Consider the following 25648-nt stretch of genomic DNA (forward strand, 5'->3'; position numbering starts at 1 on the left):
GTGTCGTTTCCCGATGGATTGCCCACGGAGCCGGTCGATGACGGGATAATGGGGGCATGTCCTCATTCGAATTCCCTTGGCAGCGCATGGCTGCAGGCGCCAACCTTCTCTCCCCCAACGGCGCTCTTGGTGTCACCATCTTCGAGGAGATCACCACCCTTGCTGCGAAGCACCAGGCCATCAACCTGGGACAAGGATTCCCCGACACCGACGGGCCTAGCCTCTTCAAGGACAAAGCAGCCCACGGTATTTCGGGAAACCTTAACCAATATGCCCCAGGATCTGGAATACTCCCCCTCCGCACGGCCATCTCGGATCACCAAAAACGCTTCTACGAATTGGACGTCAACCCCGAGGACGAAGTGGTCGTCACCACTGGTGCCACCGAAGCGATCGCCGCTGCCATTCTGGCTTTCGTGAAGCCCGGAGACGAGGCAATCACCTTTGAGCCGTACTACGACTCCTACGGTGCAACCATCGGCTTGGCTGGCGGAGTCCACAAGACTGTCGCGCTAAACGCGCCGGATTTCCAGCCGGACCTCACGGAACTCCGCAAGGCGTTCAACGCGCGCACACGGATGGTGGTGTTGAACAACCCACATAATCCCACCGGTGCCGCCTTTGGCCGGGAGCTGCTCGCCGAGATCGTTGCCTTGGCCAAACAGCACGATTGCCTCATCGTCTCGGATGAGGTCTACGAGCATCTCACTTTTGGTTTTACCCATGTCCCTATCGCCACCCTTCCTGGGGCCTGGGATCGCACCATCACCATTTCATCGGTGGGCAAGACCTTTTCCTTTACCGGTTGGAAGGTCGGCTGGGCCACCGGACCTGCCGATCTTGTTGCGGCCGTACGAACGGTCAAGCAGTTCCTTAGCTATTCCTCCGGCACGGCATTCCAACCGGCAGTTGCCGAGGCGCTCGCCAGCGAGACCAGCTTCTTTACGGACTTCGCCCATGATCTTGGTGAGCGCAGCGAGATACTGGCCAAGGGCCTTCAATCGGCTGGAATGACGGTTTTCCGTCCGAAAGGAACCTACTTCATCGTCGCCGACGTGGCACCCCTCGGTTTTCACAACGCATTGGAGCTGGCGCGCCAAATGCCCGAAAAGATCGGTGTCGCAGGCATCCCGTTGTCCGTCTTCTGCCACGAAGAGGGCGCGGAGCGCACGCGCACTCTGATGCGGTTTGCCTTCTGCAAGAAACCAGAGCTTCTCATCGAGGCCTCCCGGCGGCTGTCCCAGCTCACGACAAAGCTGGGTGGCTGAACATGGTGCAACGTGCCAGCCGCTGGCTCAGCAACCTCAGGGCCCACGCCACCTTGGAGGAGGACGCCTTCGTTACAGGAGCATGGGTCCTGACCTTGGGCGGCGCGGAACAATCCCACGTCAATGTGGATCACCCCGAGCAGATCTTCTACGAGTACCTTCGACGACTAGCCAACCATGTGGACGAGCAGGCCGCGCCCGGAGCCCCAATGCGGGTCCTTCATCTCGGGGCCGGCGCACTGACCTTGGCACGCTACATCGAGAAAAAGCGCCCACGAAGCCAGCAGGTAGCCGTAGACCTCGAACGTGAACTACTCGACTTTGTCCTGGAGGCCCTCCCCATGGGTGACCCCAAGAATCTCAAAACGATTATTGGGGACGCTCGGCGGGTACTGACCGAGGAATTGGCCGATGAGAAATTCGACATCATCGTCTTGGATATCTTCAGCGGCTCCGGGGCACCGCATCATTTGACCGTTCCCGGCTTCTATTCCGAGATGAACGCGTTGCTTCGGCCCGGCGGGATCGTGCTGGTGAACGTGGGCGACGATCCGCCATTTTCCTTTGCCGACTCCCAGATCCAGGCCATGTCACAGGTCTTTCAAACGCTCATCGCCAGCGCCCCGACCGAGATCTTTTCCCGAAAGTATCCGGGAAACATGATTCTGGCCGGCAGCCAATCAAAAATCGACATGGCCATGGTGGATCGGTTGCGGGCCGCGGGCCCGCACCCGGGAACGGTGCTATTCGGCAGCGACCTGGATGGGTTCGGCAAACCATAACCGGGTTTCGCCGTATTTCTTGTCGTCGAACTTCTCCAGGCCCGCGGGCCAAGTGGGCTCGGCGGATCGGGCCGAGCGTTCCACCACCACGGTTGCCCCGACGTCGAGCACCAGTGATACCTTTTCCAGGGTCTTGGCAAGCTCTTCGTTTGTCAGCGGGTAGGGCGGATCCATGAACACCAAGTCCCAGGTCTTTCCTGTGCTGCCTCCGGGTACCGGCGCAAAAGAATCCAGGACCGAATCGACCGAGCCGCGGCGGACGCTGACCAGGTCATTGCGCAGGGCCTTGTTGACGAGTCCGGCGTTGGCCTGGCATACGGCGACTGCCTTGGGCGCAAGCTCCACGAGCAAGACGGAGCGGGCCCCGCGGCTTGCTGCTTCGACGCCCAGTGACCCGGCGCCCGCGTATAGGTCAAGGACCCTGGCATTGGCCAGCACGTCGTAGCTCTCAAGCCGGGAAAACAACGCTTCCTTGACGCGATCGGTGGTCGGCCGGGTGGAGTCCCCCGGCACGCTCTTCAGTGGTGTGCCTCCGGCGGCGCCGGCCACAATACGACTCATGGTGGATCTATCCCCTTTCCAGGAATGCTTGCATGTCTTCGTCTACCCATTCCTCAACGGCGGCCTGCAACCCGGGATAGGAGCCGAGCCCGCCGCCGCCGTCCACGATGGCCTCGGCGGCATCTCGAGCCCGGGAGATGAGCTTGGCGTCCTTCATGACGCGCAGGACCTTGAGCGTGGACCGGGAGCCGGACTGACTCGCCCCCAGGATGTCGCCTTCACGGCGTTCGTTCAGGTCCGACTCGGCCAGGAGGAATCCATCTGTGGTGGATTCAACCGCCCGCAGCCGCACCACCGAGGGATGCTCCGCGTCCAGCCACGTGGTCATCAGGCAGGTGCCTGGTAGGCCGCCTCGCCCGACGCGTCCACGCAATTGGTGCAATTGCGAGATCCCGAAATTCTCCGCATCGATGATCACCATGAGTGTGGCGTTGTGCACGTCCACCCCGACTTCGATCACCGTGGTCGAGACCAGAATGGAGGCGCGGCCGCTGTCAAAGGCATTCATGGCCTCGGCTTTTTCGTCGCTGGCCATGCGCCCGTGTATGGCGCGGATATCGGTGTTCGCAAAGATTGGCATGTTGGTCAGTATGTCCAGCATCTTCTCGACGGTCATCGATGCCGGCTTCGCGCTGGCATCCGAGCTCGCGTCGTTGGCACCGAGTTCAACGGGCATCGGCAGGAAATCGTCCTCGACGGCCTTCTCGCTGATGCGCGGACACACCACGTACACCTGGTGGCCCTTGGTTGTTTCCTCTGCGATGCGGGCAAAAAGCCGTTCCTGCATCCGTGGCACTTGGAGTGGAACCAGATGCGTTGCAATGGGTGCCCTGCCCGGGGGCAGGGTTTTCATCAGGCTGACTTCAAGGTCGCCAAAGACGGTCATGGCCACGGTGCGCGGGATCGGGGTGGCCGTCATGACCAGCATGTGGGGCGGTGTGTCCGCCTTTGATCGCAAAACGTCACGTTGCTCGACACCAAAGCGGTGTTGCTCGTCAACAACCACCAGGCCAAGGTCCACGAAACCAACCGCGTCCGAGAGCAGTGCGTGTGTGCCCACCAGGATTCCTGTTTCTCCCGAAGCGGCACCAAGCAGCACGCGTTTGCGGTCGGCGGTCCCGGCCGATCCGGTCAACACGTCCACACGGGTAGCGCGGGGATCCGATCCAAGTTCACCTCCAGCGCCCAGGGAGCCAAGCAATTTCCTGATCGATTGGTAGTGCTGTTGTGCGAGCACTTCGGTGGGTGCAAGCAAGGCGGTTTGCCCGCCGGAGTCAATGACCTGCAGCATCGCCCGCAGCGCCACCAGTGTCTTGCCCGAGCCGACTTCCCCCTGCAAGAGACGATTCATGGGGTGGCCGCGGACGAGATCTTCCGCGATTTCCATGCCAGCCAACACCTGGCCGTCGGTGAGGGTGAAGGGAAGAGAGTTGTCGAAGGCTTCCAGCAGGCCTGCCGGGGCTCCGTGCCGGGCAATTGCCGGCTGTTGCATCCGGTGGGCGCGGCGTTGGGCCAGCGCGAGCTGGAGCAAGAAGGCTTCCTCGAAGGCAAAGCGTTTTCTGGCCGCATAACCTTGGGCAACGGTCTGTGGTCTGTGGATGTTTTCAAAGGCCGTGGCCCTGCCCGGGATTCGTTGGGATTCCAGGACCTGTTTTGGAATGAATTCCTCGAAAATCTCCGGTCGGACGCGGGAAAGCACGAGCTCCATGGTCTCCCGGATCTTCTTGTTCGGGAACTTGGCGGTGGCCGGGTAAATGGGAATGGGCCGTGGATCGGCTTCTTCTGCCGTGTCGAGCAAGGAGTATTCGGGGTGGGTGAGTTCCAGGTGGTTGCGGTAGATGGTCACCTTGCCGCTGAACATGGCGGTGGAACCGACCTGCAGGTCACGCTTGGCTTCGTATCCGTTGAAAAAGGTCATCCGCAAGGTCGACTGTTCGGGTCCCAAAGCGTCGCTGACGACAACTTCAAGCAGGAATCCTGACCGCGAGTGCATGCGCCGCTGGTTCACCGATTTCACTTCGGCGACAATCGTGACGTCCTCCCCGACGGGAAGTGCCGAAATCCTGGATAGCTCCCCGATTTCCATGTAACGACGGGGGAAATGTCCCAGCAGCTGACCGACCGTGGTGTATCCGAACGCGGTTTCCACCTTGCGTGCGGAAGCAACGCCAAGGACGGAGTCTAGTGGCGTATTGCTGGTGAAGTCTTGGTCATCCGTCATGCGTGCAAAGGTCGGTCACCGAGACGTTGACCGGAGTGCCCAGGCTTCGGATGACTTCAAGGGCGCTCTCGGCTTCGGGTACGTGCACGTGGACCCGCCAGCGGTATCCGTCTTCGGTGGGGTTGACCGGGCTCATGATGACGGAGTCGCCGATGGTGTCCAGCTGCCCGCGCAAGGTGGCCGCGCCCAAGGCATCGAGGCTGATGGTGCACATGACCTCTACGCCGGTTTCCGGGGAGACATCCTGGTGGATGTGGGGGTCCTGGATGTCGTAGCCGTGCAGGTTCGAGTATTCATCGGGGTCGATGAAGTGTCCAAGAAGGGAACCGCGAAGTTCATCCAGGATGATCAGCATGCCCACGGCGCCGGCGTCAACGATCTTGGCCTTGTGCAGTGCCCCGAGCTCGTTCTCCGTGGCCACCACGGCCGCCTCCGCCGCGACGCAGAGGGCATCGAGCAGTTCAACGAGCGCGGCCTTGCTTTCCGGCTCCAATTCGCTGGCGCGGTGGGTGGACCGGGCGGTGGTGGCGACGACCTCCATGACCGAGAGCATGGTTCCGGAAACCGGGTCGCTCAGGGCAGACCATGCCCTGACTTTGCCGCGCTCCAGTGCGGTGGCCAGCGCAGGGGCTGTCATTCGTTCCACTCCGCAAAGGGGTTCTGCCAGGCCGGCCAGGAAGACTGCAAGCAGCGTTCCCGAGTTTCCGCGTGCCGATTCCATGGCAGCGCGCGATGCCATGGTCAGAAGCTCACCAATGTTTTCGGTTTCCAGCTTGGAAATCGCGTCGTGGGCGCTGCGTGCGGTCAGGTAGAGATTGCTGCCGGTGTCCCCGTCCGCGACCGGGAAGATATTGATCGCATTCAGGCGGTCGCTATGGTTTCCCAGGCTCTTGACCATTCGTTCAAGCCACGTTGATATGGCCTTTGAATTGGCATGGATTTTTTGGTTCATGGTGTGAGTGATCACTGGATCCTTAGAGACCGTTGTCCTCTACAAATTGTCCCACCTTGTCCTGCTTCAAGGCGTCTGCAAAGTCCGAAATCACTGCCATGTCGGGAATGACGATGGACTGGCCATCGGCGGAACGTCCCGTTCCCTTGTTGGGGAGCGTGAAGAAGTGCATGTCGCTGGAACGCACGTTGGCCATGGTGGTTCCCAGCTTGGCAACCTTGACTGCATCGAGGGTCTCGTCGACTGCAACATATGGCGCGAATTCCTTGACCGTCTCGGAGATCTTCGCGGGATCCGTCAAAGTTTCCTTGGACATCAAGGTGCTCATGACCGCCTTGACGTAAAGCTGCTGGTTGCGCACGCGCTGGTAGTCGCCATCCTTGAACGCGTAGCGTTCACGGACGAATGCCAGTGCTTGGTCGCCATCAAGGGTCTGCACTCCCTTGGGGAACGTCATGCCCTTGGAGGTTCGTGGGCTGAAAGCGATCGGGTTGTTGATCTGGACTCCGCCGAGCGCGTCGGTAAGTCCCTTGAACCCTTCGAAGTCAATAGAAGCCACGTGGTCAATACGTGTGTCCAACAAGCCCTCAAGTGTTTGCACGGCCAGCGCCACTCCGCCATAGGCAAAGGCGGCATTCACTTTCGCCTTGCCGTGCCCCGGAATGTCCAACCAGGTGTCGCGCATGATCGAAGTGACGTAGACACCTTCGCGGTTCGCCGGTATGTGGACGAGCATCATGGTGTCAGAACGGCCGCCGTTGGGCAGCGAGGCAAAGTTCTCTTCGCCCTGGTCCTTGGCGCGGGTGTCATTGCCCAGGAGCAGGATGTTGACCGCGTCCTTGGCGGCCTCCGCCTTTTGCGGGCGCAGGGTTTCCTCTGGAAATACGTCCGTGAGCTTGGTGGTGTTGTTGTCAAAGCTGCGAGCAAGCGAGAACAGGTACCCCCCGGCTACGAGAAGTGCAATGAGCACCAAAGACACGGCACCCAACAATATCATTAGACCGGTGCGTTTCTTCTTCTTTGGTGATTCGTAGCCTGTGTCCTCGAAGGACCCGTTCAGATGTGTCATCCATGCCTCTCTAGCAAATACTCCTTTACATCCTAGTCATGTCCCACGACCGGTAGGCTGTTTAAGTGCCCAGATTGATTTTTAGTAGCCAAGATTCCCATAACTCACAGTCGGCTCCCAGAAAATATACAGCCAGAAAGACCCGTGGAGTTCGGTTTGCCACCGTTACGGTCGCCTCGCTCGCGGGATTCCTTGTCCTTTCCGGTTGCGCTTCCATTGCCAACGTCCAGCCCGCGGACGATGCCGGCAACCCGTTGTGTGCCGAAATGATGGTGGTGCTTCCGCCGGAGATCTCGGACCAGCAAAAGCGCCAGACCAATAGCCAAGCCACCGCAGTGTGGGGCGACCCTGCCCAGTTGGTGCTGCGTTGCGGGGTCACTCCCCCGCCCCCGTCAACCGATCCATGCGTCAGCGTGAACGGGGTTGACTGGTTGGCCAAGGAAGGCGACGAGGCGTGGACCTTGACCACCTACGGGAGGATCCCGGCCACCGAATTGGTGTTCGATCCCAACGTGATTCCGTCAAGCACGGTTCTGGCGACCCTATCGTCAGCAGCGTCAAAGATTCCTGCGGCGCGCACGTGCTCGACTGTGAGCAAGACCGTGGACGTCCCCTAGCAAAGTTGCTGGAACATGAAAAGAGGGGTGTTTAGCCAAGGTCTACTTGGTTAAACACCCCATATTCATTCGGCACGGTTCTTAGCGAAGACCAGTCTTGCGGTTCAGTCCGAGGTGGATCAATTCGTCAATGAGTTCCGCGTATCCCAACCCGGTTTTGGACCACATGTGCGGGTACATGCTAGACGGGGTGAAGCCGGGCATGGTGTTGATCTCGTTGATGATCCACGTGCCATCCGGCGTGTAGAAGAAGTCGACACGCGACAGGCCCTCGGCATTCACGGCGTCGAACGCGTCGGCTGCAAGACGACGCACTTCCTCTGTGGCTGCCGCATCAAGGACCGCGGGGCAGCTGAGTTGAGCGGCAGCCCCGTCAACGTATTTGGCGTCAAAGTCGTAGAAGGTGTGGCCGGAGTTGTCCACCACGATCTCCCCGGGCATCGATGCACGTGGCGGCAGAGAGCCTCGTCCCTCAAGGACGCCGCACTCGATTTCGCGACCTACGATGCCCGCTTCCACAATCACCTTTGGATCGTGTATGCGAGCCGCCTCGATGGCTGCAACAAGTCCATCAGGAGTGTCCACCCGGCTGATGCCCACGGACGAACCTGCACGGGCCGGTTTGACGAATAGCGGGTATTCCAGCTCATTGACCGATTCCAGGCAGGCAGCTTGGTCGCGTTCCCATTGCTTGTCATGGATGACAACGTAGGGTCCTACCGCGAATCCGGCGGCCTCAAAGACCACCTTCATGAAATGCTTGTCCATGCCAATGGCACTGGCGGCAATACCCGAACCCACATAGGGAACGTCCACCATTTCCAGCATTCCCTGCAAGGATCCGTCCTCGCCGAATGGGCCATGTAGCAAAGGGAACACCAAGTCAATGTCGCCAAGGCTGCGCACGGCGTGCGCTGCATCCGAGGCGAGCAGTTCGTGGCTTCCCGGCTCGCCCGTCAGGCGCAGGACCTCGTTGCCTGCGGTCACCTCGGGCTTCTGGCTGTTGGCCAGCGACCAGGTGGTGACGTCCTGGTCCACCAGGGTCCAGGCTCCCTCGCGGGTGATGCCCACTGGCACGACCTCGTACTTGTCGCGGTCGATGGCTTCAAGAACGCCGGCGGCGGTGACGCAGCTGACCGGGTGTTCGGATGAGCGACCGCCAAAGAGCAGCATCACCCGGGGCTTGTGGTTGTTCACTTGACTCATTTGAGTTCACCTTCAGACTTTAATTGACGCCCCAGCAGGCGTGCTCCCATGTTCTCCACGCTCAGCGTGCCTTCCAGAACCATGACCACGGCCTCGGTAATGGGTACTTCTACGTCGTGGCGCGTCGCGAGGTCCAACACGGCCCGCCCCGACTTGATGCCTTCGGCGGTCTGCGACATGCGGTCGTTGACCTCGTCCAGGTAAAGGCCCTGGCCCAATAGCCGGCCCGCGGTGTTGTTGCGCGAGAGCGAGGATGAGCAGGTAGCGACCAGGTCACCCAGGCCGGCAAGGCCGGAAAGGGTTTCATAGCTTCCACCAAGCGCCAAGGCGAGGCGCGTGGTCTCGGCAAGGCCACGGGTAATGATTGAGGACTTGGTGTTGTCGCCCATGCCCAGTCCGTCGCAGATGCCTACGGCCAAGGCAATGACGTTCTTGGCAATGCCCCCGATTTCAACGCCAATGACGTCGGTGTTGGTGTATGGGCGGAAGTAGTCAGTGGAGCAGAGCGTGGCTATCCACGTGGCCGTCTCGATGTCGGTGCAGGCCACAACCGAGGCTGTTGGCTGCTTGCGTGCGATTTCCATGGCCAGGTTGGGTCCCGAAAGGACCGCGATTTGTTCAGGGGAAATTTCCACCTCGGCGGAGATCACTTCGCTCATGCGGGCATCGGTGTCGCGTTCAAGGCCCTTCATCAGGGACATGAGCACCGCGTCGGGTTCCAGGAATTCCTTGAAGGAACGCAGTTGCTCGCGCAGGCTTTGGGCCGGGACTGCCAGGACCACCAGTTCGGCGCGCGCAAGGACCTCGGCGGTGCTGGATGACGAGGTGATGTTGCCGGGGAGCTTCGTTTCGCGCAGGTAGCGGGAGTTGGTGTGGCGCGTATTGATCTCAGCCGCCACCTCGTCGCGACGGGCCCAAATCATGACCTCAGTGCCTGCATCGGCTCCGGAGTCGGCAAGCACCTTGGCAAAGGTGGTCCCCCAGCTTCCGGCGCCCATGACGGCAATCTTGCTTGGTGCGGGCCTCATCTATTTGTCCTTTGTTTCGTTCGTCGGGGCCCCGTTGTCGAAATTGCGGCCCTGGGCGGCCTGGCCGTGGTCCGCCGGATCCCAAAGGACCTCCGGTGGATTCTGGCCACGCAAGACGCCCACATCCTTGGCAATGGCTCGCATGATCCGTTCGGTGGCCTCGAGGAGGACTGTTCGGGTCAAGGGGACATCCCGCAAGTCGTCAAGGTCGACAGGATCCCCGGCCATGACCGTTACCCGCTTGCGGGGAAAGAGCTTCAGACCCTTGGCATAGCGGGGGAACAATTCCTGGGCACCCCAGTGCGCCATCGGAATAACGGGAGCACCGGTCTGCAGGGCCAGCCGCGCAGCACCGGTGTGCCCACGCATGGGCCACAGGTCCGGATCCCGGGTCAAGGTGCCCTCGGCGTAAATGACGATGACGCCGTGGGCATCAAGTACCTCACGTGCGGCCTTCAGCGACTGGGATGCTCCTGCGGAGGTGCGGGCCACGGGAACCTGTCCGGTGTTGCGCAGGATCGTGCCGAGCACCGGCACCTTGAACAAGGATTCCTTGGCCAGGTACCGCGGGTAGCGCTTGGAGCTGTAGATCGCGTGGCCCACGACCAGCGGATCGATTTCCGTGACGTGGTTCGGGCACAAGATGAACCCGCCTTCGGGGAGCTTGTCGAAGTCCCGCCACGTTCGGCTGATCATGAGGTTCATGACCGGCCGAACGATTCCGGCCGCTATTGCAAACGCGGTTTTTGTACCGCGAGATTCTTTCATGCAAGTCAGCCTATGCGGATCAGGCGATTTCATTCATCTCGACGCGCGCACCCAAGTCAGTGAGCTTGTCCATGAACTTTTCGTACCCGCGGTTGATCAGTTCGATCCCGGTGACGTGGCTCGTGCCTTCGGCAGCGAGCGCGGCAATCAGGTGCGAGAATCCGCCCCGCAGGTCCGGGATGTCAATGTCAGCGCCAACCAGCGGGGTCGGCCCGGTGATCACGGCGGAGTGCTGGAAGTTGCGCTGGCCGAAACGGCACGGGATCGCGCCGAGGCATTCGCTGTGCAGTTGGACGCGGGCGCCCATTTCCACCAAGGCGTTGGTGAAGCCGAAACGGTTCTCATACACGGTTTCGTGGATGATCGAAACGCCGGTGGCCTGGGTCAGCGCCACAACGAGGGGTTGCTGCCAGTCGGTCATGAAGCCCGGGTGCACGTCTGTTTCCAGGATGAGCGGCTTGAGCTCCCCGCCCGGGTGGAAGAAGCGGATTCCGCCATCGGTGACCTCGAACTCGCCACCGATCTGGCGGTAGGTGTGAAGGAAGGCGGTCAGGTCGCGCTGCGCTGCGCCTTCGACGTAGATGTCGCCCTTGGTGACCAATGCGGCGGATGCCCAGGAGGCGGACTCGTTGCGATCGGGCAGTGCCTTGTGGTTGTAGCCACTGAGGCGTTCGACACCGATGATGCGAATGACGCGGTCGCGGCCGACCGTGATGATGGCGCCCATTTTTTGGAGCAAGGAGATGAGGTCAAGGATTTCCGGCTCAATGGCCGCGTTTTCGACCTCGGTGGTGCCCTTGGCGCGCACGGCGGTCAGCAGCACCTGTTCGGTGGCGCCAACGCTCGGGTATGGCAGGGAGATCTTGGCACCGGTCAGCCCGTGCGGTGCCCGGATGCTCGTGCCCAGCGGGCCGGCCTTGTCGATCTCGGCTCCGAAGTGGCGAAGCACATCAAGGTGGAAATCGATGGGGCGGTCGCCGATCTTGCAACCACCGAGGTTGGGGATCAGTGCCTCGCCCAGGCTGTGCAGCAGGGGGCCGCAGAAGAGGATTGGGATGCGGGAGTCCCCAGCATGGGTATCGATCTCATTGCTCGTGGCGGTCTTGGTCCCGCTGGGGTCCATGGTCAGGTCGCCCGTGGCCTCGTCCTTGGTCACGGTGACACCGTGGATCTTCAGAAGGCTGGTGACAACGGCAACGTCCTTGATTTCCGGGACGTTGCGCAAGACAGAGGGTGAATCCCCCAAAAGAGCCGCGACCATGGCTTTGGGAACCAGGTTCTTGGCACCCCTGACGGTCACTTTTCCCTTGAGTGGCACGCCACCATGAATCGTTAGGACTTTCGCCATGAACTTAAGAACCTCACCACAATTGTTTGGCCTTCGAAACCGAAGGTAAGACTAAGCAAGCATACAGCCCCCGACATTGCCGGGGGCTGCATGGAAGGTGTAACGCCGGTCGCGTCTCAGGGCGTCAGACCTGCCGGATCCACCGCATTCCGCCGGTGATCAGCGACTATGAGCGGAACATGAGAGCCGGTTACGCGGTGAGCTAATACTCAGGAGTAACGTGCCGGCAAGGTAGTTGGCTTGAAGGCCGGACGCTGGGCTTCAAAGGCCGTAACCTCTTCCTCATGCTGGAGGGTCAGGCCGATATCATCGAGCCCCTCCATCAGGCGCCAGCGGGTGTAATCGTCAATGGCGAACGGGGCAATGATCGATCCGCACGTGACCGTACGTGCCTCGAGGTCAACCGTGACCTCGGTGCCGGGATGGTTCTCGATTTCCTTCCAGATCAATTCGATGTCGCTCTGGGCAACCTCGGCGGCTACCAATCCCTGTTTGCCGGAGTTTCCGCGGAAGATATCAGCGAAGCGCGACGAAAGGACTGCCTTGAAGCCGTAGTCCTTCAGGGCCCACACCGCATGTTCGCGGGAAGACCCGGTGCCGAAGTCGGGGCCGGCCACCAGGACGGAGCCCTTGGAGAACGGCTCCTGGTTCAGGATGAAGGCAGAGTCCTTGCGCCAGCCGGCAAACAGGGCGTCCTCAAAACCGGTGCGTGTGATGCGCTTGAGGTAGACCGCCGGGATGATTTGGTCGGTATCAACATTGCTTTGGCGCAGCGGGACGCCGATTCCGGTATGGGTGGTGATTTTCTCCATGATGAATCCTTAGGCTGCTTTTGCGGACGCGGCAGGGGCATCCAAGTCGGACGGCGAGGACAAGGTCCCCCGGATGGCAGTGGCCGCGGCGACAAGCGGGGAGACCAAGTGGGTGCGGCCCCCCTTGCCCTGGCGACCCTCGAAGTTGCGGTTGGACGTGGAAGCGCAACGCTCCCCCTCCGCGAGCTGGTCCGGGTTCATGCCCAAGCACATGGAGCATCCGGCAAAACGCCATTCGGCACCAAAGTCCTTGAAGATCTTGTCCAGGCCCTCGGCCTCGGCCTCGAGGCGAACACGCGCGGAACCCGGGACCACGATCATCCGGATCTCGGGGTCCTTTTCCCGACCCTGAATGATCGCGGCGGCCGCACGGAGGTCTTCCATCCGGCTGTTGGTGCAGGAACCCAGGAAGACGGTGTCCACCCGGATCTCCTTCATGGGCGTCCCGGCCTTCAGGTCCATGTACTCCAGCGCACGCTCGCAGGCCGCACGGGCATTCTCGTCCTCGAAGTCTTCGGGGGCCGGCACGGTCTCCGAAAGTGAGACTCCCTGGCCCGGGTTGGTGCCCCACGTGACGAAGGGCTCCAAGGTATCGGCATCCAGGAACACCTCGGCGTCAAAGCTTGCACCCTCATCGGTTGCCAGCGTGTCCCATTCGGCCACGGCGGAGTCCCAGTCGGCACCCTGCGGTGCGTGCGGGCGGCCCTTGAGATATTCATAGGTGGTTGCATCCGGTGCGATCATACCGGCGCGGGCGCCCGCCTCGATCGACATGTTGCAAATGGTCATGCGGGCGTCCATGGAAAGCGCACGAATGGCCGAACCCCGGTATTCCAGGACATAGCCTTGTCCGCCGCCGGTGCCAATTTTGGCGATCACGGCCAGAATGATGTCCTTAGCGGTCACACCCGGCTTCAGTGTTCCCTCGACGTTGATCGACATGGTCTTGAAAGGCTTCAAGGACAACGACTGGGTCGCCATCACGTGCTCGACCTCGGAGGTTCCGATGCCGAACGCCAGGGCACCAAAGGCACCATGGGTCGAGGTGTGCGAGTCGCCACAGACGACCGTCATTCCCGGCTGGGTCAGGCCCAGCTGGGGTCCGACCACGTGGACAATGCCTTGTTCCTTGTCACCGAGGGAGTGCAGGCGCACGCCGAACTCGGCGCAGTTCTTGCGCAGGGTCTCGATCTGCGTGCGGCTGGTCAGGTCGGCAATCGGCTTGTCAATGTCCAGCGTCGGGGTGTTGTGGTCCTCGGTGGCGATCGTCAGGTCGGGTCGGCGCAACGGGCGCCCGGCGAGGCGAAGGCCCTCGAATGCCTGCGGGGAAGTCACCTCGTGAACCAGGTGCAGGTCGATATAGATCAGGTCGGGCTGGCGCGCAGCGCCTGCCCCGTCTCCCTTGCGCACCACGTGCGCGTTCCATACTTTTTCGGCCAGCGTCTGTGCTGCCTGGTGTGCGGCCATGACCGACTCCCTCACTTGATTAAAATCCTATGTCTCAACTGTTCCATCGCAACCCTCGTAATATCCACTACACGGACTTGCATCTCAAATAGTGAGACTGCAATATCAAACTATGGACACATCAAGTGGCGTTGGCGTCATCGACAAAGCGGCCCTCATCCTCAATGCCCTTGAAGCGGGGCCCACCTCCCTGGCCCAGCTCGTATCACTGACCAATATTTCGAGGCCCACCGTGCACCGCCTGGCACAAGCCTTGGTCCACCACCGGTTGGTGGGCAAGGACATCCACGGCAGGTTCGTGCTGGGCGGTCGTCTCGTCGAGCTGGCCTCGGCGGCCGGTGAGGACCGCCTGATAGCCGCGGCCGGCCCGCTGCTGCTCCAATTGCGCGACTCCACAGGCGAAAGCACCCAGGTGTTCCGCCGGCAGGGAGACTACCGCGTGTGTGTGGCCTCAGCCGAACGTCCCGTTGGCTTGCGGGACACCATTCCCGTAGGAACCCAGCTTTCCATGAAAGCCGGTTCTGCCGCCCAGGTCCTGCTCGCGTGGGAGGACCACGAACGTTTGTTGGATGGGCTGCACGGAGCCCGGTTCACCCCTACCATTCTTGCCGGAGTCCGGCGCCGCGGTTGGGCCCAAAGTCTCGGTGAGCGTGAGCCCGGAGTGGCTTCGGTCTCGGCGCCCGTCCGAGGGCCTTCGGGTCGTGTCATCGCCGCGGTTTCCATGTCCGGACCGATCGAACGTCTTTCCCGCCAACCGGGCCGGGCGCACCAGGAAGTGGTGGTCCAGACGGCCAATGCCCTGAGTGACGCACTTCGCAAGACCGGCGATTAGCAACGATGCCCGTCTGCAAGAGGGCTGTACCTTAATGCCTGGGCATGTACGTCATTGGGAGATTTACGAGGCCTGCCCGCTCAGCCGTCGAAGTGGTCAAATCCCTGGGGGGATTGAGTTTGCTTGCCATCAAGCAAGACCAAGGGCCCGTTGATGCCACCAGCGCTTTTCTTGACCGTGCCTACCACCCGGAAACCCTTCGGCAGATTCTCGGCACTCGGGAACGTGGCCAGTAGTCCGTGGTCTTCTCCTCCCCCGAGCACCCAATCCATGGGATTCCTTTTAAGGCGCTCGGAAGCGGGAGCCAGGCGATGAAGGTCTTTGACCATTGTCTGGGTGTTGAAATCAAGATCCACGCCACTGGCAATCGCCATCCGACGCCCGTCCTTGATCAAGCCGTCCGAGATGTCCATCATGGCGGTCGCTCCGGCACGGGCAGCTTCCGGGCCGGCGGCCAATGGCGGTGCCGGACAACGCTGGCCAAAGACCAGCACGCGATCGGCTTCGGTCCACTCGAGGTGGGAGACCTGGGACTCAAGCAGTGATAGGCCTGCGGCGGCAACTCCCAAGACGCCGTTGACCGCCACCACATCACCCGGCCTTGCGCCGCTGCGCAACACCGGCTTTTCGGTCGCAAGGCTTCCCGTGAGGGCCGCCGTGATGGATAGCTCGCTCCCCCGGCCGAGGTCTCCCCCGGCAATTGAACAATGGCTGGCGCCAAGGTCGCGAACGGCCGCGCTGAATCCCTCCGCTAGGTCTTCCACCCAGGATGCCGGTGTTTCATGGGGCAGTGTCAGGGAAATCACCGCGGACGTGGCAAATGCCCCCATGGCATTCACGTCCGACAGGTTTTGGGCAGCCGACTTCCATCCAATGTCAAAGCCGCTGCTTTCAAATCCGCTGGGCCAGCGCAACCGGAAATCCTGGTTCTCCACCAGGGTGTCTACCGTGATCACGAACTTGCCATCAGGTGCCGAGATCAGTGCGGCGTCGTCTCCCGGTCCGAGCAGGGCAGGTGCACCTTTGAGGCGAGGCAGGATCCTTGCCAACAGTCCGCTTTCCCCAAGACTTCCGACGGTTAGTACATTAGTTTCTGGCACGTTCCAATGCTCCAATAAAAAGATTGTGTCTAGTGATTTCAGCGCCGACTGGTTCAATGACCGCTCGGCTCGCGACTTTTGCCACGGAGGCTTGGAGAGCTTTTCGGGCCTTTCGGGCACGCCCCGCCGCCCCGATCCGGGCAACCAGTCCCGTGGCGAGCCCCAGGACGATTCCCAATAGTATGCCGATGACGACCATGAGCGTGGGGACGGGGAACCCTTCTATCTTGGGAACCTCGGGCACAGTGAATTGGAAGTATTGCGAAGCGAACAACGCCCCCAGCCAGAGCGCTCCGGCCAGGGCAGTGACAAGCGAAATCCATTGGATGACGGAGACCACCGGCCACCACCAGGCGCCCTTCGTTGCACCGATATCGGTGTTGGCAATGGCTTGATCCAATTCATCGGGCAGGGTTTCCTGGCCCGCTCGCGCCGCACGCCGGATTGAACCCTGCCAGGCCTCGGGTGCACCTTCACCGGCTTGGTCTGCATAGCGGCGGACCGCGGTATCGGCTTGAGCCTTTTGCGCGGCGCCGGGGGCCGGCAAGGAGGTGCGGTTGAGCTTCGGATTCACTTCCGTGCTCTTTAGGTTGAGCCGGCGCAGCGGATCCGGACGAACCTTTGCCAGCCACCGGGTTGGTGGCCAGCCGGTTTTCTTGTGGGCATCAAGACGATACGAGCTTCGCACGGCATTCACCACGGTGTCGACCCCGGCTGCTGCTGCCAGTTCGCCCGTGAGCGACTTCTTCGCGGGTTCCGAAGGAAGAGCGAGCTCTTTCATGGAAGAGCCTTCGCCCATCCGCTCGGCAATGCCCGCCACGTCGGCGGTTAGCCGGCGTGTGGTGGCCCCGCGTTCAGTGACCACTCGGGCAATTTCCTGGCGCAATGGGTCCAGGCCTTCGCCGGTCAGCGCCGAGACCCCCAGCAACCTTGGGTTGGCCAGGCCGTCTGCCAGGAGTATCGAGCGCAAGGAATCCATCACTGGTTGACGCTCATTGTCCCTGAGCTTGTCGATCTGGTTCAGCACCACCAGGGTGACCGAACCGTGGGTTGCCAGCGGTCGGATGAAGTCGTGGTGAACTGCGGCATCCGCATATTTCTGTGGATCAAGGACCCATATCAACACGTCGACCTGCCCGGCAAGCTTGCTGGCAATTTCGCGGTTTGCTGCGACCGTGGAATCGAAGTCCGGCAGGTCAAGGAGGATCAGCCCGCTTGCTTCCTTTTCCGATCCAAAGAAGCCCTTCTTTTCCAGGCGCAAGGGTGAGTCAAGCACATGGCGTTCCTGAACGCCCAACCAATCAAGCAGCGGATCGGAACCGGTGCGGCCCCAGATTCCGGCCAGTGGCTGGCTTGTGGTTGGCCTGGTTGCTGCCGTCTTCGCGAGGTCTTGTCCGGCGACGGCATTGAACAATGAAGACTTTCCGCTGCCGGTGGCTCCAAAAAATCCGACCACTGTGTGTTCCGCGGAAAGTGTCCTGCGCGTTGATGCGCGTTCGAGCATCTTCCAGGAAGCTTCACTCACCGCAACGTCGATGCGGTCGGCCCCCAACTCCGTGGCTTCCTTGAGAGCTTCTAGCCGAAGCTCGAGCGGGCTGGTGGTCGTGGTTTGACGGCGGCGGCTCATGCACCTTGCTCCCGGGCCAGTCGGCGTATGGCAGCCGAATTCTGTTTCATTCGTTTGGCGTCCTCGGTGCTGGGAATACCTTGTAAACGGACAAGGAAACGTTCCTTCTCCGTCTCGAGAAGATCGGTGCACCGGGCCGCCAGGGAATCCTTGGCACGCTTGGTAAGCCTGCGCACGGCGTCCTCCCCAAAGATTGCCTCGAGAAGTTTTTGCCCGACCACTGCCGACCCGCCCGCAATACCGACTTCCAGCCCGGTCAGCCCAGCGGTGGACGCAAATACCACAACCATGAGCGCAACGGCAACCCCGTTGACGCCAAAGGACACCATGCGAGCGGTCATGCGCTTGTTGGCGCCCTCGGTGCGGATGATGCCCAACAGGTCTCCCTGCCAGGCTCGCACCTGCTCGGCAACCCTGTCGGAGAAGCCCGCGGAGAGGGCTCCGAGATTGGCGGTGCCGACCAGCCCCTGGCCAGCGGGGTCGGCTCTCCAGCGTTCCTCGGTGGTTTCACTCGCCTTGGCGGCCTGGTCGACGACGACGGCATGCAGGCCGCTTTCGATGGCGGCCTCGACATTGTCGACGGGTTTGGGCTTGCCGGTGAAAAAGGCACCGATCCGATCCCTCAACCTGCCGATTCCAGATTCAAGGGATCGGAAGAATTCACCGGTTCCCACAAAGTCTTGCCAGCGCGCCAGGACCTCTCCGCGCAGCAAGGTTCCGTCTTGAACGCTGGCGAGGATTCCGGCGTGGGCCTGGGCAAAGGCTTCCTCCGCGTATTGGGCCAGCCTGCTGCCGCTGGCATCCTGTTCCCCCATGGCCACGGCAATGACGTCCCCGCGGTCGGCAAGCTTACCAAGAACCCCGGCAAGGGTCTGGCGGGCTATGGCGGCGCGCGATTCGCTGTTATCCGCCAGTTCGCCCAGCCACGCCTTCAGCGGCGCAACGGCGATACCCGGCAGCATGTCCATCTCGTCCAGATTGAGCTCCGGAACCACAAAAAGCTCGGCCCCGCCGAGTCCTTCTCGCTGGAGCATGCCACGCAGGTCATTGGCGATCTCGTCCTCGACTCCGGCAGGAACCCGGTCCAGGACGACGGCGACGGTGACATTGCGACCTGCCGCCTCCGAGAGAAGTTTCCAGGGAACGGCGTCCGCGTACCTGTTGGCAGTGGTGACAAAGATCCATAGGTCTGCCGCGGCCAGCAGCTGACCGGCGAGGCGGCGGTTTTCATCCGAGATGGAGTCCACGTCCGGGGCGTCCAAGATCGCCAGGCCTCGCGGGACGGCATCATCCTGGAGCAGGATGATTGAATCGGTCAGGGCGGCGTCCGGGGTGGCGCCGGCGTGGCTCGCCGGAATCGATTGGTTGCGGCTGAGGGTGGTTCCGGTGATGCGGCGCAGGCCGGGAAGGATCCTGTCGTTTTCCAGCCAGGGGCGGTCCAGCTCGTGGTGCAGAAGTATGGGCTGGCGTGTCGTTGGCCGGATCGCGCCGGCGCGGGTCACCGGGTGGCCCACAATCGCGTTGACGAGCGTGGATTTTCCGGCACCGGTGGATCCGCCAACAACGGCGAGCAACGGTGCATCCAGGCTGCGGTAGCGCGGCAGGATGTAGTCGTCGAGCTGTTCAACTGCGGTGCGGGCGTTTTCACGGATCTGGGCAACACCCACAATGTCCAAAGGAAGGATGTTGCCCGATAGATCGGTACGCACGTCGGTGAGCAGATTGATGGCTTCCATGTCTGCTGGAACTGCAGAGACGTGTGGCGAACCTTCGGGTCCGGAGCCATTACTAGTAGTCACCACTACATCATGCCAAAGACTTGGGCTCTTTATCCGCAAGCTGTGTGGAGTTAGCCGGGAAAAATCAGAAACTACCGGTTAAATACAAAGGGTTCCAAACCTTGGTTTGGAACCTTTGCGCTGGTGACCCCAGCGGGATTCGAACCCGCGTTACCGCCGTGAGAGGGCAGCGTACTAGGCCGCTATACGATGGGGCCGCATAGCTGCAACGTTTTAGGACTGTTGCCGTCCGATTCAATTGAATCGTGACCCCAGCGGGATTCGAACCCGCGTTACCGCCGTGAGAGGGCAGCGTACTAGGCCGCTATACGATGGGGCCGTATGCTCTGCTTGGAGGACTTTCATCCCCCAAGCAGACCGGTCTCCGCTTTCGCGAAGACCGTGACGCTGGGGTACCAGGACTCGAACCTAGAATGTTGGTACCAGAAACCAGTGTGTTGCCAATTACACCATACCCCACAGCGCTTGATTCGCTCTCCGGCTTTCCTTTTCGGAAGCTTTCCTGCGCCTCAGCACGAGAAATAACTATACCGGCGGATCCGCAGAAAGTACAAATCGGGGGCTCACTAGGTGCCTAGGCACCCAAAAACCCCGGATTTCCGCGGATTAGCGACGCCAGGGATCCGAGATTTTGCAGAATTCCGGCAGGCCCGTATTTGTGATCTGCCGCACGATCCAACAGGATTCCCTGCAGTCCCGCTGCCTTGGCACCCTGCACGTCGTTGACCGGGTTGTCGCCCACATACAGCGTGGCGTCGATACTGGTTCCCAAGAGCCTGCACCCGGCATGGAACGGACGTGGATCCGGCTTTGGCGCACCGGCGGTGTCTGAACCCACGAGCACCGCGATGCGCTCGAGACCTGCCAGCAACAGCTTGTTGCGCTGGTAGTCCTCCACGTTGTTGCTGACGGCTCCGTAGGGAATGGAAAGCGCATCCAGCGCATCCAGGCAGTCATGGACATCGGGGAACGGTGCCCACATGCTTTGGACCACGTCCTCATAGCGGGCGCTCCACACTGCGATGGCTTCGGCCGGTGGCGCTTCCACGCCCACGAGTCCATAGGCCCGGCGGATGCGTTCGGCGCGCTGGCCAAGGAATGTCAGTTCCCCGGCCATGTAGCGCTCGTAGGCCCCGGCACCGTCATCCGCATAGTCCCGGGCCGCATGCTCGCGCAGTGCGGCTGGAATATCCCGGAAGTCTTCTGCTGTGAGCTGGTGAAAGCCCTTGATCGAGGCGGAGTTCAGGTCCACCAGGGTGTCGTCAATGTCAAAAAGAACGCCCTCAACCCGGGCCGCGGAGGATGCTCCGTGAGTTGGGTTGAGGGCGTTGGTCGCGTTATGCACGATTCTTGTTTGCTCCTGGTTACCGGGTGGCCCGGAATGCGCGTACGCGGCTCAGGGATGATTCCTTGCCTAGGATCACCATGGATTCAAAGAGCGGCGGGGAGATGCGTTTGCCCGACACCGCGGTGCGGATGGGTCCAAAGGCGTGGCGAGGCTTGATGCCAAGCCCCTCGACCAAGGCGGATTTCAAGACGTCTTGGATGGTCTCGGCGCTCCACTCGGGTGCAGCCTCCAACGCGGCCAGGCCGGCGTCAAGAACCTCGGCGGTGTTCTCCGGGAGACCCTTCAAGGCGTCGGCTGCCGGTTCAATGGACGAATCCTCCCTGAACAGGAACTCGAGCATTTCCGGCGCCTCGCCCAGGAGCGTGATGCGCTCTTGGACAAGGGGTGCCGCCTCGGCAAGGATCTCGTTCTGGCGATCGGTGAGCGTCTCCCCCACCAAGCCGTGGGCCTGCAGGTAGGGAACCAAACGGGCGCGGAAGTCTTCCGGCTCCAGCATGCGCACGTGGGTGCCGTTGATGGCCTCGGCCTTCTTGATGTCAAAGCGGGCCGGGTTCGACAGCACGTCGTGGACGTCGAACGCCTCGATGAGCTGGTCCCGCGTGAAGATGTCCTCATCCGCGCTCAGCGACCAGCCCAGCAACGACAGGTAGTTCAGCAGGCCCTCCGGAATGAAGCCGCGGTCCCGGTGAAGGAAGAGGCTGGATTCGGGGTCGCGCTTCGAAAGCTTCTTGTTTCCCTGGCCCATCACGTAAGGCAAGTGGCCAAAGAGCGGCATGTACTTCGCCACATCAATGGCAATCAAGGCACGGTACAAGGCGATCTGGCGCGGGGTGGAGGAAAGCAGGTCCTCGCCACGGAGCACGTGGGTGATGCCCATCAGCGCGTCATCGACCGGGTTGACCAGTGTGTAGAGCGGCTGTCCGTTGGCGCGGACCACCACGAAGTCCGGAACCGAGCCGGCTTTGAAGGTGATCTCCCCGCGGACCAAGTCCGTGAAGGTCAGATCCTCATCCGGCATGCGCACGCGCAGCACCGGCTCGCGGCCCTCGGCGCGGAATGCAGCGATCTGCTCCTCGCTCAGGTCGCGGTCGTAGCCGTCGTAGCCCAGTTTCGGATCGCGGCTTGCTGCCTTGTGGCGTTCCTCGACCTCTTCGGGAGTGGAGAAGGATTCATAGACGTGGCCGCCGGCGCGCAGCTTGGCAATGACATCTTGGTAGATGTCGCCGCGCTGGGACTGGCGGTATGGCTCGTGCGGTCCCCCGACGTTGACACCCTCATCCCAGGTGATCCCAAGCCAATCCAACGCATCAAGCAATTGGTGGTAGCTCTCTTCGGAGTCTCGCTTGGCGTCGGTGTCTTCGATGCGGAAGATCATCTTTCCGCCGGTGTGGCGCGCATAGGCCCAGTTGAACAGGGCGGTGCGAATCAGGCCTACGTGCGGTGTGCCGGTCGGAGACGGGCAGAAGCGTACGCGGACGGGGGTTTCATCGGTCACGGTGGGAATGAGGGATACATCAGTCATGATGTGACCATTCTATGCCGGGACAGGAAATCAACCGGCCAGCACGCAGCGGTTGCGAGGCTAAATCAGTCGCTTAAGAGCAATTGGCCCCGAATTACCGGGGCCAATCACAGTGTGGTGTCAGCTTCGATGGCAAAAAAGAAGCCGACTGGAAAACAGTAATGCCAAACCGCACGTATTCAAAATCAGGAAACGAATTCCTGAAATCCACCCAAAAGACTATTAGCGGCGGAACGTGTTGCTCAGCGTACCGATTCCCTCGATCTCGACTTCAACGCGCTGTCCTTCGGTGACCAGACCGACGCCTGCCGGTGTGCCAGTGAGGATCACGTCACCGGGCAGCAAGGTAAAGGCGGCAGAGGCATAAGCCACCAGGTCATTGATCCCCCACACCATTCCTGAGGTGTTGCCGTCCTGAACGACTTTCCCGTCCAGGCGGGTGGTCAGCTGTGTGTCGTCGTGGTCCAGATCGGTCTGGATCCACGGACCCAGCGGGCAGGATCCGTCCCAGCCCTTGGCTCGCGCCCACTGTCCGTCGGTGCGCTGGGCATCGCGTGCGGTGAGGTCATTGGCAATGGTATAGCCAAAGATCACGTCCTGGGCTTTCTCGGCCGGGACGTCCTTGCAGATGCGTCCGATGACCACTGCAAGCTCACCCTCATAGGAAATTTCCTCGGAGAAGCTCGGCAAGGTGATGGGATCGCCGGAGCCGACCACCGCGGTGTTCGGCTTCAGGAACATCAAGGGCTCGGCGGGCACGGAGTTGCCGAGCTCGGCGGCATGGTCAGCATAGGTGCGCCCGAAGCACACGACCTTGGAGCGGGGAATGATCGGGGCAAGCAGGCGGACGTCTTCAAGCTTGTGCTTGGCACCGGTTGGCTTGATTCCTTGGAAGAACGGGTCTCCGGCAATGACGATGACCTCGTCATCTTCCACGACGCCGTACATGGGGTCACTGTCAACGACAAAACGAGCTATACGCATGGGTTACAGCTTAGTGGTGTCGTCGACGTCAGGATGGCTTTTCGTCTCGGACGACTTGGCCCCAGTGTCTTCCTGTACTTCGTCTTCGTCGAGATCGTCCGGTGCTTCCTCCGGGTAACCGTTGGGGTTCCCGGATTGCCACCGCCACATGTCCTCGACCATTTGCTCGAGACCACGTTCCGCCTTCCAGCCAATTTCCTCGCGGGCCAACGTCGGATCGGCGTAGCTGGCGGCAACGTCCCCTGGACGGCGGTCGACAATCTCGTACGGAATATCCCGCTCGGAGGTCCGGGCAAAGGCCTGGATGACCTCCAGCACGGAGGACCCATTGCCGGTACCCAGGTTCCACGTGTGCAGGCCACCGTGATCCTGCAGGTATTCCAGCGCTGCCAGGTGGCCGGCGCCTAGGTCCACGACGTGGATGTAGTCGCGCACGCCGGTGCCGTCGGGGGTCGGGTAGTCTCCGCCGAACACGCTGACCTTCTCCCGGATCCCCACCGCAACCTGGGCAATGTATGGCATGAGGTTGTTGGGGATTCCCTGCGGGTCCTCACCGATCCGGCCCGATTCGTGCGAGCCAACCGGGTTGAAGTAGCGCAGCTTGGCAATGGCCCACCGTGGATCGGAGGCAGCAAGGTCATCAAGCATGTACTCGATGTGAAGCTTGGTGCGTCCGTACGGGTTGGTGGCGGACAACGCGGTGGATTCGTTGATCGGCAGTTCAACCGTGTCGCCGTAGACGGTGGCCGAGGAGCTGAAGACCAGTGTCCGGACGTCGTTGGCGTCCATGGCTTCGAGCAGGTTCAAGGTGCCGGTGACGTTGTTGCGGTAGTACACCAGCGGCTTCGATACCGACTCCCCGACCGCCTTGAGTCCGGCAAAATGGATGACTGCCTCGGGCTTCGCCGTGTCAAAAACGTCCTGCAGGCGGCGCTCGTCCAGCAGGTCGCCGATGTGCAGCTGCGCGTCGTGGCCGGTGAGTTCCGCAACACGTCGCAATGCCTCGGGTGATGAATTGCTCAGGTTGTCGTAGACATGGACCTCGTGCCCCTCTTCCAGAAGGAGTAGCACTGTGTGTGATCCGATGTAGCCGGCACCGCCGGTGACCAATATGCGCATGGCATTCATTCTATGAAACTTTGAACCGTCTTTACGCCACATAGACAGAATGGGTGGGATTCTATTCGAATCCCACCCATTCAAATGTCTTGCGATTACGCGAGCTGTTCCAGCCAGCCGTGGCGGTCTTCGATGGCACCGGTCTGGATGCCAAGCAATTCGGTGCGCAATGCCATCGTCACTGCACCGGCGGGTGCATCGGGATCACCGATGTGCTCGTCACCGTTCTTCAGCACACCGATCGGCGTGATGACGGCTGCGGTGCCACAGGCGAACACTTCCTCGATGTCGCCACTGGCAATTCCCTCGCGCCATTCTCCGAGGGTGATCGTGCGTTCTTCAACTTCAAGGCCGCGGTCCTTGGCCAATTGGATGATGGAGGAGCGCGTGACGCCTTCCAGGATGGTTCCGGTCAGTCGTGGCGTGACAAGCTTGCCGCCCTTCATGACGAAGAAGACGTTCATGCCGCCCAGCTCTTCCACTGCCTCGTCGTTGAATGGATCCAGGAACAACACCTGCTTGCAACCGTTCTCTTCGGCTTCAAGTTGGGCAATCAGGGATGCTGCGTAGTTGCCGCCGCACTTGGCTGCTCCCGTGCCGCCGCGACCGGCACGGGCGTAGTTGTGGGATACCCAGATGCCCACCGGCTTCAATTCGCCGCCGAAGTAGTTTCCTGCAGGGGATGCGATGACGCGGTAGGAAACCTGGCGAGCCGCACGAACACCCAGGAAGGCTTCGGTGGCGATCATGAATGGGCGCAGGTAAAGAGCCTCACCGTCTCCCGAGGGGACCCACTGGATATCTGCCTTGACCAGACGTCGCAACGACTCGACGAAGACTTCTTCATCAAGCCTAGGAAGCGCCAACCGTTCGGCCGAACGGTTGAGTCGCGCGGCGTTTGCATGCGGACGGAACGTCCAGACGCTTCCGTCTGCGTGGCGGTACGCCTTCAGTCCTTCAAAGATCTCTTGGCCGTAGTGCAGGACCGATGCCGCAGGGTCCATGGCGATGGGACCGTACGGTTCAATGCGTGCATTGCTCCATGTACCGTCCTTGCCTTCTTCGTTGGCCTCCCAGTCGATGACAGTGGTGTGGTCGGTGAAGAAATCCCCAAAACCTGGGTTGGCCAGGATATCGGCACGTTCCTGATCGCTTTTACGGTGTGTTGAGAGAACTTCGGTGAATTCCATGATGCCGTCAGGCTTCCTCTTCGACAGG

22 protein-coding genes and 3 tRNA genes are annotated in these 25648 nt (G+C 61.3%); 4 read left to right on the top strand and 21 right to left on the bottom strand.

Annotated elements, in window-relative coordinates; genetic code table 11:
* The first annotated feature begins 56 nt into the window (after positions 1-56).
* Together FPY90_RS05260 and FPY90_RS05265 are read left to right on the top strand one after the other, a co-directional pair.
* Entirely contained in the window at positions 57-1268 is a 1212-nt protein-coding gene (locus FPY90_RS05260) for an aminotransferase class I/II-fold pyridoxal phosphate-dependent enzyme (RefSeq protein ID WP_498684251.1), read from the top strand.
* Between the two features lie 2 nt (positions 1269-1270).
* Entirely contained in the window at positions 1271-2050 is a 780-nt protein-coding gene (locus FPY90_RS05265; protein ID WP_498684253.1) for a spermidine synthase, read from the top strand.
* On the opposite strand, the gene rsmD is transcribed toward FPY90_RS05265, so the two are convergent.
* Genes rsmD through FPY90_RS05285 form a run of 4 tightly spaced genes read right to left on the bottom strand, consistent with a single transcriptional unit; the run spans position 2012 to position 6853 of the window.
* Entirely contained in the window at positions 2012-2611 is a 600-nt protein-coding gene (gene rsmD, locus FPY90_RS05270) for a 16S rRNA (guanine(966)-N(2))-methyltransferase RsmD (protein WP_498684254.1), read from the bottom strand. The genes FPY90_RS05265 and rsmD overlap by 39 nt on opposite strands.
* Before the next feature lie 7 nt (positions 2612-2618).
* Positions 2619-4832 carry an ATP-dependent DNA helicase RecG gene (locus FPY90_RS05275; RefSeq protein WP_498684255.1) on the bottom strand — a complete coding sequence of 738 codons (2214 nt, stop codon included), beginning with the start codon at positions 4830-4832 and terminating at the stop codon, positions 2619-2621.
* On the bottom strand, positions 4822-5784 hold the full coding sequence (locus FPY90_RS05280; protein WP_498684257.1) for a DAK2 domain-containing protein: 963 nt from the start codon (positions 5782-5784) through the stop codon (positions 4822-4824). Before FPY90_RS05280 ends, FPY90_RS05275 begins: the two co-directional genes overlap by 11 nt.
* 22 nt (positions 5785-5806) lie before the next feature.
* Positions 5807-6853, bottom strand: a complete 1047-nt coding sequence (locus tag FPY90_RS05285; RefSeq protein ID WP_498684259.1) for an LCP family protein — start codon at positions 6851-6853, stop codon at positions 5807-5809.
* Between the two features lie 74 nt (positions 6854-6927).
* On the opposite strand from FPY90_RS05285, the gene FPY90_RS05290 reads away from it, so the two are divergent.
* On the top strand, positions 6928-7470 hold the full coding sequence (locus tag FPY90_RS05290) for a DUF3515 domain-containing protein (protein ID WP_498685519.1): 543 nt from the start codon (positions 6928-6930) through the stop codon (positions 7468-7470).
* A gap of 81 nt (positions 7471-7551) precedes the next feature.
* On the opposite strand, the gene FPY90_RS05295 is transcribed toward FPY90_RS05290, so the two are convergent.
* The 6 genes from FPY90_RS05295 to leuC all read right to left on the bottom strand — a co-directional run bounded on the left by FPY90_RS05295 (position 7552) and on the right by leuC (position 14099).
* The gene (locus FPY90_RS05295; protein WP_498684261.1) at positions 7552-8676 is read right to left on the bottom strand and encodes a D-alanine--D-alanine ligase family protein; all 1125 of its coding nucleotides are present in this window, start codon (positions 8674-8676) and stop codon (positions 7552-7554) included.
* Entirely contained in the window at positions 8673-9704 is a 1032-nt protein-coding gene (locus FPY90_RS05300) for an NAD(P)H-dependent glycerol-3-phosphate dehydrogenase (protein ID WP_498684262.1), read from the bottom strand. Before FPY90_RS05300 ends, FPY90_RS05295 begins: the two co-directional genes overlap by 4 nt.
* Positions 9705-10472, bottom strand: a complete 768-nt coding sequence (locus FPY90_RS05305) for a lysophospholipid acyltransferase family protein (protein WP_498684265.1) — start codon at positions 10470-10472, stop codon at positions 9705-9707.
* A gap of 19 nt (positions 10473-10491) precedes the next feature.
* Positions 10492-11820 carry a UDP-N-acetylglucosamine 1-carboxyvinyltransferase gene (gene murA / locus FPY90_RS05310; protein ID WP_113763599.1) on the bottom strand — a complete coding sequence of 443 codons (1329 nt, stop codon included), beginning with the start codon at positions 11818-11820 and terminating at the stop codon, positions 10492-10494.
* A 209-nt stretch (positions 11821-12029) separates the two neighbouring features.
* The gene (leuD, locus tag FPY90_RS05315) at positions 12030-12632 is read right to left on the bottom strand and encodes a 3-isopropylmalate dehydratase small subunit (protein WP_498684268.1); all 603 of its coding nucleotides are present in this window, start codon (positions 12630-12632) and stop codon (positions 12030-12032) included.
* 9 nt (positions 12633-12641) lie between these two features.
* A complete protein-coding gene (leuC, locus tag FPY90_RS05320; protein ID WP_498684269.1) occupies positions 12642-14099 on the bottom strand; it encodes a 3-isopropylmalate dehydratase large subunit in 1458 nt (485 codons plus the stop codon).
* Between the two features lie 112 nt (positions 14100-14211).
* Here leuC and FPY90_RS05325 point away from each other — a divergent pair, with 112 nt between their 5' ends.
* Entirely contained in the window at positions 14212-14931 is a 720-nt protein-coding gene (locus FPY90_RS05325; protein WP_498684271.1) for an IclR family transcriptional regulator, read from the top strand.
* Between the two features lie 80 nt (positions 14932-15011).
* On the opposite strand, the gene thiL is transcribed toward FPY90_RS05325, so the two are convergent.
* The 11 genes from thiL to FPY90_RS05380 all read right to left on the bottom strand — a co-directional run bounded on the left by thiL (position 15012) and on the right by FPY90_RS05380 (position 25620).
* A complete protein-coding gene (gene thiL / locus FPY90_RS05330; protein ID WP_498684274.1) occupies positions 15012-16046 on the bottom strand; it encodes a thiamine-phosphate kinase in 1035 nt (344 codons plus the stop codon).
* Positions 16018-17658: a GTPase gene (locus FPY90_RS05335; protein ID WP_498684276.1), complete on the bottom strand. Its 1641-nt coding sequence runs from the start codon at positions 17656-17658 to the stop codon at positions 16018-16020. Before FPY90_RS05335 ends, thiL begins: the two co-directional genes overlap by 29 nt.
* On the bottom strand, positions 17655-19394 hold the full coding sequence (locus FPY90_RS05340; RefSeq protein ID WP_498684277.1) for a dynamin family protein: 1740 nt from the start codon (positions 19392-19394) through the stop codon (positions 17655-17657). The genes FPY90_RS05335 and FPY90_RS05340 overlap by 4 nt, the downstream gene beginning before the upstream one ends.
* A gap of 184 nt (positions 19395-19578) precedes the next feature.
* Positions 19579-19654: transfer RNA gene (locus tag FPY90_RS05345), tRNA-Glu, on the bottom strand.
* 49 nt (positions 19655-19703) lie between these two features.
* Positions 19704-19776 (bottom strand) — tRNA-Glu (locus FPY90_RS05350).
* Between the two features lie 68 nt (positions 19777-19844).
* Positions 19845-19916, bottom strand: a tRNA-Gln gene (locus FPY90_RS05355).
* A gap of 115 nt (positions 19917-20031) precedes the next feature.
* Positions 20032-20802 (bottom strand): HAD family hydrolase, encoded by a 771-nt coding sequence (locus FPY90_RS05360; protein WP_498684280.1) that lies wholly within the window; start codon positions 20800-20802, stop codon positions 20032-20034.
* Positions 20803-20821: 19 nt separating this feature from the next.
* A complete protein-coding gene (gene gltX / locus FPY90_RS05365; RefSeq protein WP_071215209.1) occupies positions 20822-22327 on the bottom strand; it encodes a glutamate--tRNA ligase in 1506 nt (501 codons plus the stop codon).
* A gap of 222 nt (positions 22328-22549) precedes the next feature.
* Positions 22550-23311 carry a fumarylacetoacetate hydrolase family protein gene (locus tag FPY90_RS05370; RefSeq protein WP_498684282.1) on the bottom strand — a complete coding sequence of 254 codons (762 nt, stop codon included), beginning with the start codon at positions 23309-23311 and terminating at the stop codon, positions 22550-22552.
* Between the two features lie 3 nt (positions 23312-23314).
* Positions 23315-24430, bottom strand: coding sequence for a UDP-glucose 4-epimerase GalE (gene galE / locus FPY90_RS05375; protein ID WP_498684283.1), 1116 nt, complete (start codon positions 24428-24430; stop codon positions 23315-23317).
* A gap of 95 nt (positions 24431-24525) precedes the next feature.
* Positions 24526-25620, bottom strand: a complete 1095-nt coding sequence (locus FPY90_RS05380) for a branched-chain amino acid aminotransferase (protein WP_498684285.1) — start codon at positions 25618-25620, stop codon at positions 24526-24528.
* Between the last annotated feature and the right edge of the window lie 28 nt (positions 25621-25648).

The organism is Arthrobacter sp. C2 (assembly GCA_024207135.1).
GTDB lineage: Bacteria > Actinomycetota > Actinomycetes > Actinomycetales > Micrococcaceae > Paeniglutamicibacter.

Excerpts from the sequence above, each read along its gene's own strand:
- FPY90_RS05275 (WP_498684255.1), bottom strand. The coding sequence starts at position 4,832 with ATGACGGATGACCAAGACTTCACCAGCAATACGCCACTAGACTCCGTC.
- FPY90_RS05295 (WP_498684261.1), bottom strand. The coding sequence starts at position 8,676 with ATGAGTCAAGTGAACAACCACAAGCCCCGGGTGATGCTGCTCTTTGGC.
- FPY90_RS05370 (WP_498684282.1), bottom strand. The coding sequence starts at position 23,311 with ATGCGTATAGCTCGTTTTGTCGTTGACAGTGACCCCATGTACGGCGTC.
- FPY90_RS05335 (WP_498684276.1), bottom strand. The coding sequence starts at position 17,658 with ATGAGCCGCCGCCGTCAAACCACGACCACCAGCCCGCTCGAGCTTCGG.
- gltX (WP_071215209.1), bottom strand. The coding sequence starts at position 22,327 with ATGACTGATGTATCCCTCATTCCCACCGTGACCGATGAAACCCCCGTC.
- rsmD (WP_498684254.1), bottom strand. The coding sequence starts at position 2,611 with ATGAGTCGTATTGTGGCCGGCGCCGCCGGAGGCACACCACTGAAGAGC.
- leuC (WP_498684269.1), bottom strand. The coding sequence starts at position 14,099 with ATGGCCGCACACCAGGCAGCACAGACGCTGGCCGAAAAAGTATGGAAC.
- galE (WP_498684283.1), bottom strand. The coding sequence starts at position 24,430 with ATGCGCATATTGGTCACCGGCGGTGCCGGCTACATCGGATCACACACA.
- FPY90_RS05380 (WP_498684285.1), bottom strand. The coding sequence starts at position 25,620 with ATGGAATTCACCGAAGTTCTCTCAACACACCGTAAAAGCGATCAGGAA.
- FPY90_RS05265 (WP_498684253.1), top strand. The coding sequence starts at position 1,271 with ATGGTGCAACGTGCCAGCCGCTGGCTCAGCAACCTCAGGGCCCACGCC.
- FPY90_RS05305 (WP_498684265.1), bottom strand. The coding sequence starts at position 10,472 with ATGAAAGAATCTCGCGGTACAAAAACCGCGTTTGCAATAGCGGCCGGA.
- leuD (WP_498684268.1), bottom strand. The coding sequence starts at position 12,632 with ATGGAGAAAATCACCACCCATACCGGAATCGGCGTCCCGCTGCGCCAA.
- FPY90_RS05260 (WP_498684251.1), top strand. The coding sequence starts at position 57 with ATGTCCTCATTCGAATTCCCTTGGCAGCGCATGGCTGCAGGCGCCAAC.
- FPY90_RS05285 (WP_498684259.1), bottom strand. The coding sequence starts at position 6,853 with ATGACACATCTGAACGGGTCCTTCGAGGACACAGGCTACGAATCACCA.
- FPY90_RS05300 (WP_498684262.1), bottom strand. The coding sequence starts at position 9,704 with ATGAGGCCCGCACCAAGCAAGATTGCCGTCATGGGCGCCGGAAGCTGG.
- murA (WP_113763599.1), bottom strand. The coding sequence starts at position 11,820 with ATGGCGAAAGTCCTAACGATTCATGGTGGCGTGCCACTCAAGGGAAAA.
- FPY90_RS05325 (WP_498684271.1), top strand. The coding sequence starts at position 14,212 with ATGGACACATCAAGTGGCGTTGGCGTCATCGACAAAGCGGCCCTCATC.
- FPY90_RS05280 (WP_498684257.1), bottom strand. The coding sequence starts at position 5,784 with ATGAACCAAAAAATCCATGCCAATTCAAAGGCCATATCAACGTGGCTT.
- FPY90_RS05340 (WP_498684277.1), bottom strand. The coding sequence starts at position 19,394 with ATGGAAGCCATCAATCTGCTCACCGACGTGCGTACCGATCTATCGGGC.